Consider the following 6,554-nt stretch of genomic DNA (forward strand, 5'->3'; position numbering starts at 1 on the left):
GTCCCCCCTTTGAAAAAGGGGGATTTAGGGGGATTCTGTTTAGGAAAGGTTTTAAATTTTCAAACTTAACGCTGCTTGCGCTTTCTATATTCCACTGGGGTTTCATTGGTCCAGCGTTTAAAAGCACGATAAAAAGTACTTGGCTCTGAAAAACCCGTTAAGTACACAATCCGCTCCACGCTTTCATTGGTATTCGATAATAATCGTTTAGCCAGACGACAGCGATAATCGGACAGAATTTGCTGAAAACTGGTATTGGCTTCGCTCAATTGGGTACGCAAACGGCGTGGCGTGATATTCAATTGTGCCGCCACTGTTTCTAGTGTCGTTTCTCCACTTTCTAAGGTCGAACCAATGGCACGGCGCACTTCACCAACCAAATCATAACGCGCCAGTTCCTGCAGTTTTTCCAATGCCAACTGTTCGTGTAATTGCAATAACTCAGGTTCTGCCTGCCACAGTGGATAATCCAAAATACTCGGATCAAAATACAAACGCGTTTCTTTCTGCCCCAAACTCACAGGACATTCAAAGACACGGAAATATTCATCATCTGCAGCACCATCACTAAAGTTAAAGTCAATATAAATAGGCTGAAAACGACCTTCGGTAATGAATTTAAAGAAGCGTAAAACACCCGACATGGCGCATTCAGAAAAATGACGATTGACGATATTTTCTGACCACGGCTGCACGCCATTGGTTAAATAGCAGCGTCCATCTTCCACCACCAATTTGGCATCAAAAGCATCACTAATCAGGCGTTGATAAGCCAAAGCACGTTTTAGGCCTTCACCAAAGTTTTCTGAAGAAATAAACAAATGTTCAATCACCTGCCCGCGATAAAGTGGCAAATGTTCCCCCAGATGTAAACCAATATCAGGGTCTTTACTGACTTCCTCAGCCGCAACCCAAAACGCATATTGTGCATTTAAAGGCGTACGTTCATTGGCTTCGACCTGATTTAAGGCCACACCTGCTTTTGTTAAAATATCTTCGGTTGGCAACCCCGCACGACGAATCGCTTGGTAGCCTAAACGCAATACAACCGATGCATCAGTTAGCTGACCCACGCAAAAACCTTCCTTGTATGTACTTCATTTATACTTAAAAAGATTGAAATTAGATTAACTGCGATTGACCGAACTGACAACCTACCCAAGCCCATTTTTACAGAAAAAGTATAAACCGATGATTCGCTTATTTTACTAACAGATGCGCTGTGTATAGGGTAAAGCATCTTGTTTTTTTCAGAAAAATTGCCTATAATTTGCGCCTTTCCAATTTGATACTCAGGTAGGCTATGGCCAATAAAGAGGAACTCATCGAGTTCGAAGGCGTTGTCACCGAAACGCTTCCTAATACTATGTTTCGTGTACGTTTAGAAAACGGTCATGAAGTGATTGCTCACATTTCTGGTAAAATGCGTAAACACTATATTCGTATTTTAACAGGCGACAGTGTGAAAGTTGAAATGACACCTTACGACTTAACCAAGGGTCGCATCACTTATCGCGCACGCTAAGTTTTAGAGTAAGCTAAAGCCACTTTCGGAGTGGCTTTTTTACGTTCACTTAAAAAAATTCTGTTTAGCCTTTAATTCGTCCCCGCCGCTTATCGAATCACCACATTCTTTTCTTGCATTGCCTTCTACAATAAAGTTTTGAGCAAGGGAGAAAAAGCATGTTATTTCGATCCTGCGTTGCTTGTATAACAGGTCTTTTTGCGCTCAGTTTAGTGGCGTGTAGTAGTAATCCACCGCATTCCACTTTAAACCGCGATGCGTATTTACAGCAATTTATTGGTCAATCTAGCCAATATATCCTGACCCATTTGCAATTAAGCCAAATTGGCTATCAACAGCTTGGTACAGCTCAAGCTACCCCTCAATTGCTACATTACCGTATCATTATTCGTCCTGTACGTGTTCCGATCCCTATGGCGCAGCATCCCACTACAGGTATTGGTGCTGTTCCGTTAAATATCGGTATCCCGAGTCATGAAAGTTACGATGTTGCACTGACTTGTGATTTGTATTTTCGCCTACAGCAGGGTATTGCTACCGCAGTGTATGTTTCGGGACAACGCTGTTAAGTCTCCTAGCTAAAACACTCTGAAAGTACAAAACCAATAAAAAAACGCAGCCCGAAGACTGCGTTTAATGATTTGATTTTGAGCTGTAAGCGATAGGTTAAATCGCTTAAATTTTTAGTTGAGTGCCGTAACGACTGCTTGACCCATTTCAACAGTACCAACTTTATTCATGCCTTCAGACATAATATCGGCAGTACGTAAACCTTGATCTAATACATTGCCTACTGCATCTTCAATGGCTTTTGCTGCCGCTTCTTCGCGGAAGGTGTAACGTAACATCATTGCCACAGAAAGAATGGTTGCCAATGGGTTTGCCAAGTTTTGACCTGCGATATCTGGCGCTGAACCATGGCAAGGCTCATACATACCTTTGCCATTTTCGTCTAAAGATGCAGATGGCAACATACCAATAGAACCTGTCAACATCGCCGCTTCATCAGACAAGATGTCACCAAACAAGTTACCTGTCACCAATACGTCAAATTGTTTTGGCGCGCGTACCAATTGCATCGCTGCGTTATCGACATACATGTGCGACAAGTTGATTTCTGGGTACTGCTCTGCATGTAACTGAGTCACAGTTTGCTTCCACAATTCAGTCACTTCCAGTACGTTGGCTTTATCTACCGAACATACTTTACCACCACGCAATTTCGCCATTTCAAACGCTACTTTTGCAATGCGTTTGATTTCTGACTCAGCATATACGTCGGTGTTAAAACCTTGTTTTTCACCGTTTTCTAATTCACGAATACCACGTGGCTGACCGAAATAGATACCACCCGTCAATTCACGCACGATTAAGATATCTAAGCCCGATACAATTTCAGGTTTTAAGCTTGAAGCATCTGCCAATTGTGGATACAAAATTGCAGGACGTAAGTTCGCAAATAAATTGAGTTCTGAACGCAATTTTAACAAACCACGCTCTGGACGGATTGAGCGCTCAATGTTGTCCCATTTTGGACCACCAACTGCACCCAATAAAATTGCATCGGCTTTTTTCGCTTGCTCAGATGTTACTGCTGGGTACGGTTCACCATGTGCATCAATTGCAGAACCACCCAATAAACCTTGTTCCCAAGTCAAACCCAAATTGAATTTTTCATTGACACGTGTCAGCACTTGTTCAGCAGCTTTCACAATTTCTGGACCAATGCCGTCACCAGCTAAAATCAAAATATGTTTTGACATGAGAGTTTCCATTGTTCATGACAGTCAAAGACTGTGGGATTAAATTTTTTGTTCTACAAACTCACCCAAGCCATTTAAGACATTGTAGGGTTTGCAAAAACGTCGAATGGTTTTGTTGTTTTGCACCAAATCTACACATAAAGGATCTGGCGCAGACACATTTAATAAGCTGCCTTTAGTACGACTTCGATCACGATACATTCTAAAGGTATATTTTTGCTTGGCATTAAACTTATGAATTACATGCAGTTTTTCTGCACGATCTTTAGAAATGGGATAAAAGCGAATCACCAATTCATGTTGTTTAGGCGGTACAGATAAATACAAGGCATTGGATTTATTTAAGGATGATTCCTGTAAACGCACTAAACCCTCCTGAATGGCAGCACGTGTAACACGATGTTTTTCTGCATCGACAATTGTGACCGTATTTAAACGCTCAAACTCACAATCATCTGTACCCGCACAGTAAATCAGTGCATTGGATTTGCTTTGTTCAGTTTCTTTCACCTGTTTAATGCGTGCTGTATTCCACGTTTGGCATGCGCTTAGCATGGTGATACATAATCCAATGACAGCAAGCCGACCGAAAATTTTAGTCATTGTTCGCGCCCAACCTCACCTGTTAGATACAAAATATAAAAATTATTATGTGCCGATGTTAGCAAGAGTTAGGCAGCGATGCTATGACAAATTTCAGCGAATTTATGCCTGAATTTCGGCAAAAACCCATGGACGCGACTGCTTAGTTTTCTCTTCATAAGCACGAATGTCATCGGCTGCTTGTAATGTTAAGCCAATATCATCCAAACCATTCAATAAACAGTGTTTACGGAATGGATCTACTTCAAATTTAAATGCCGTACCGCTTGGTGTACGTACTTCTTGTGCGTCCAAGTCGATGGTTAATTGATAGCCTTCAGTCGCCGCACACTCTTTAAATAATTGCTCGACCTGCTCTTCAGACAAGATCACAGGCAACATGCCGTTTTTAAAGCAGTTATTGAAGAAAATATCGGCAAAGCTTGGTGCAATAACGGTACGGAAACCATATTCATTCAATGCCCAAGGTGCGTGCTCACGGCTTGAACCACAACCAAAGTTGGCACGTGAAATTAAGATTGAAGCACCCTGATAACGCGGCTGATTCAATACAAACTCAGTATTAATCGGACGTTTTGAGTTGTCCTGACCCGGATAACCTTCATCTAAATAACGCAATTCATCAAATAAGTTATCGCCAAAACCTGTACGTTTGATAGATTTCAAAAACTGTTTTGGAATGATTAAGTCTGTATCGACATTGGCACGGTCTAATGGTGCAACGATACCTTGTTCAACGGTATATTTTTTCATGTTTAATTCTCACTGAATCCGTAACCTCTCCCTTGCCCTCTGCTATAGCGAGAGGGAACGCCATCTCTCTGAGAGAAGGCTGGGATGAAGGCATAACTTAGAATGAACGTACGTCTACAAAATGACCTGCGATTGCTGCCGCAGCTGCCATTGCTGGACTCACCAAATGGGTACGACCACCGTTACCTTGACGACCTTCAAAGTTACGGTTTGAAGTCGATGCACAGTGTTCACCCGGTTGCAATTTGTCTGCGTTCATTGCCAAGCACATTGAACAACCTGGTTCACGCCATTCAAAGCCTGCTTCTACAAACACTTTGTCTAAGCCTTCTTGTTCCGCTTGTTGCTTAACTAAACCAGAACCCGGAACCACCATCGCCTGTTTAATGCTTGCTGCAACTTTACGACCTTTAATCACTTCAGCGGCTGCACGAATATCTTCAATACGCGAGTTGGTGCATGAGCCAATAAATACGCGGTCTAATTGAATATCTGCCAAAGACTGACCTGCAGTTAAGCCCATATATTGATAAGCACGCGTCCAGTCATTGCGCTGTACATCATCTTTCGCCTGCTCTAAAGTTGGTACGGCTTGTGATACTGGAATGACCATTTCAGGTGAAGTTCCCCAAGACACTTGCGGCTCAATTTCTTCGCCTTGTAATACCACTACGGTGTCAAAGTGCGCGCCTTCATCTGAGTGTAAAGTATTCCAGTAAGCAACTGCTGCATCCCATTGCTCGCCTTTTGGTGCATAGTTACGACCTTTCACGTATTCAATGGTTTTGTCATCCACAGCGACCATACCTACGCGCGCGCCTGCTTCAATCGCCATATTACATACTGTCATACGTCCTTCAATCGACATATCACGAAATACTTGACCACCAAACTCAATCGCGTGACCTGTACCGCCTGCAGTACCAATTTTACCAATGATCGCTAAAACGACATCTTTCGGTGTAACACCTTGACCTAATTTGCCATCTACACGCACTAGCATGTTTTTCATTTTCTTTTGAACTAAGCATTGGGTTGCTAATACGTGTTCAACTTCAGACGTCCCAATACCATGCGCTAAACACCCAAATGCACCGTGAGTCGCTGTATGTGAGTCACCACAAACTACGGTCATACCTGGCAAAGTTAAGCCCTGCTCAGGCCCAACCACGTGCGCAATCCCCTGACGGATGTCGTTGATGTCAAACTGCACCACGTTAAAGGTTTTACAGTTGTCATCTAAAGTTTGTACCTGAATACGTGAGGTATCATCTTCAATACCTGCAATACCGTCTGCACGTTCTTTCTTAGACGTTGGTACGTTATGGTCAGGCGTTGCCACGTTGGCACTTAAACGCCACGGCTTACGTCCTGCAAGTTGCAAACCTTCAAAGGCTTGTGGAGAAGTCACTTCATGCAATAAATGACGGTCGATATACAATAAAGCCGAGCCATCATCACGTTGAGTGACCAAGTGATCATCCCACAATTTGTCGTACAAAGTTTTTGCAGCTGGATTTTGTGCTTGTTGGTTTTCGCCTGCCATGTCAGATCTACTCCACTGGACTGGGTAATTTTTTCATTAATTTGATTATAACCGCGAATTTGTATAAATCTAATTTATCATTTTTATTAATTTAAAAACTTTTAGGAATTATTTAGTTGTTTCTAGCAAAATAATTTTTATCCACTGGAGCGTAAAACCTCGTGGTTCAGCACGAGGATATAAGCGACTGGAGTAAACCATATGAACGACACGAAATGTCGTTTTAAATACTTGTAATATAGTCACTATTAAGAAAAATACTGTTAAAATAATTGGATGAAGACACTCAAATTACGCATAAAAGACAAACATTGCAAGGTGCTAAATCAGTTAGCATCCGAAGTAAATTTTGTCTGGAATTATG

General features: G+C 42.1%; 7 protein-coding genes. 2 read left to right on the top strand and 5 right to left on the bottom strand.

From position 1 onward, the window contains the following. Positions 1-65 precede the first annotated feature (65 nt). The gene (locus ACEO2X_RS08995) at positions 66-1,073 is read right to left on the bottom strand and encodes an AraC family transcriptional regulator (RefSeq protein WP_004976104.1); all 1,008 of its coding nucleotides are present in this window, start codon (positions 1,071-1,073) and stop codon (positions 66-68) included. 230 nt (positions 1,074-1,303) lie between these two features. Between ACEO2X_RS08995 and infA the strand changes: the two genes are divergently transcribed. Next, a complete protein-coding gene (infA, locus tag ACEO2X_RS09000) occupies positions 1,304-1,525 on the top strand; it encodes a translation initiation factor IF-1 (RefSeq protein ID WP_001284370.1) in 222 nt (73 codons plus the stop codon). A gap of 158 nt (positions 1,526-1,683) precedes the next feature. Continuing rightward, the gene (locus tag ACEO2X_RS09005) at positions 1,684-2,094 is read left to right on the top strand and encodes a hypothetical protein (protein ID WP_167845758.1); all 411 of its coding nucleotides are present in this window, start codon (positions 1,684-1,686) and stop codon (positions 2,092-2,094) included. Positions 2,095-2,208: 114 nt separating this feature from the next. Here the strand turns inward: ACEO2X_RS09005 and leuB are convergent, their stop codons facing one another. The 4 genes from leuB to leuC form a co-directional block, all read right to left on the bottom strand. Then, positions 2,209-3,288 (bottom strand): 3-isopropylmalate dehydrogenase, encoded by a 1,080-nt coding sequence (leuB, locus tag ACEO2X_RS09010; protein WP_004976098.1) that lies wholly within the window; start codon positions 3,286-3,288, stop codon positions 2,209-2,211. A gap of 39 nt (positions 3,289-3,327) precedes the next feature. Next, complete coding sequence (locus tag ACEO2X_RS09015) at positions 3,328-3,891, bottom strand: hypothetical protein (RefSeq protein ID WP_154321072.1); 564 nt, start codon at positions 3,889-3,891, stop codon at positions 3,328-3,330. A gap of 102 nt (positions 3,892-3,993) precedes the next feature. After that, positions 3,994-4,644: a 3-isopropylmalate dehydratase small subunit gene (gene leuD / locus ACEO2X_RS09020; protein WP_004976094.1), complete on the bottom strand. Its 651-nt coding sequence runs from the start codon at positions 4,642-4,644 to the stop codon at positions 3,994-3,996. Positions 4,645-4,741: 97 nt separating this feature from the next. Next, a complete protein-coding gene (gene leuC / locus ACEO2X_RS09025) occupies positions 4,742-6,190 on the bottom strand; it encodes a 3-isopropylmalate dehydratase large subunit (protein WP_004976092.1) in 1,449 nt (482 codons plus the stop codon). Positions 6,191-6,554: the final 364 nt, after the last annotated feature.

Origin of the sequence: Acinetobacter sp. AL9, assembly GCF_041464035.1 — a bacterium.
Taxonomy (GTDB): Bacteria; Pseudomonadota; Gammaproteobacteria; order Pseudomonadales; family Moraxellaceae; genus Acinetobacter; species Acinetobacter towneri.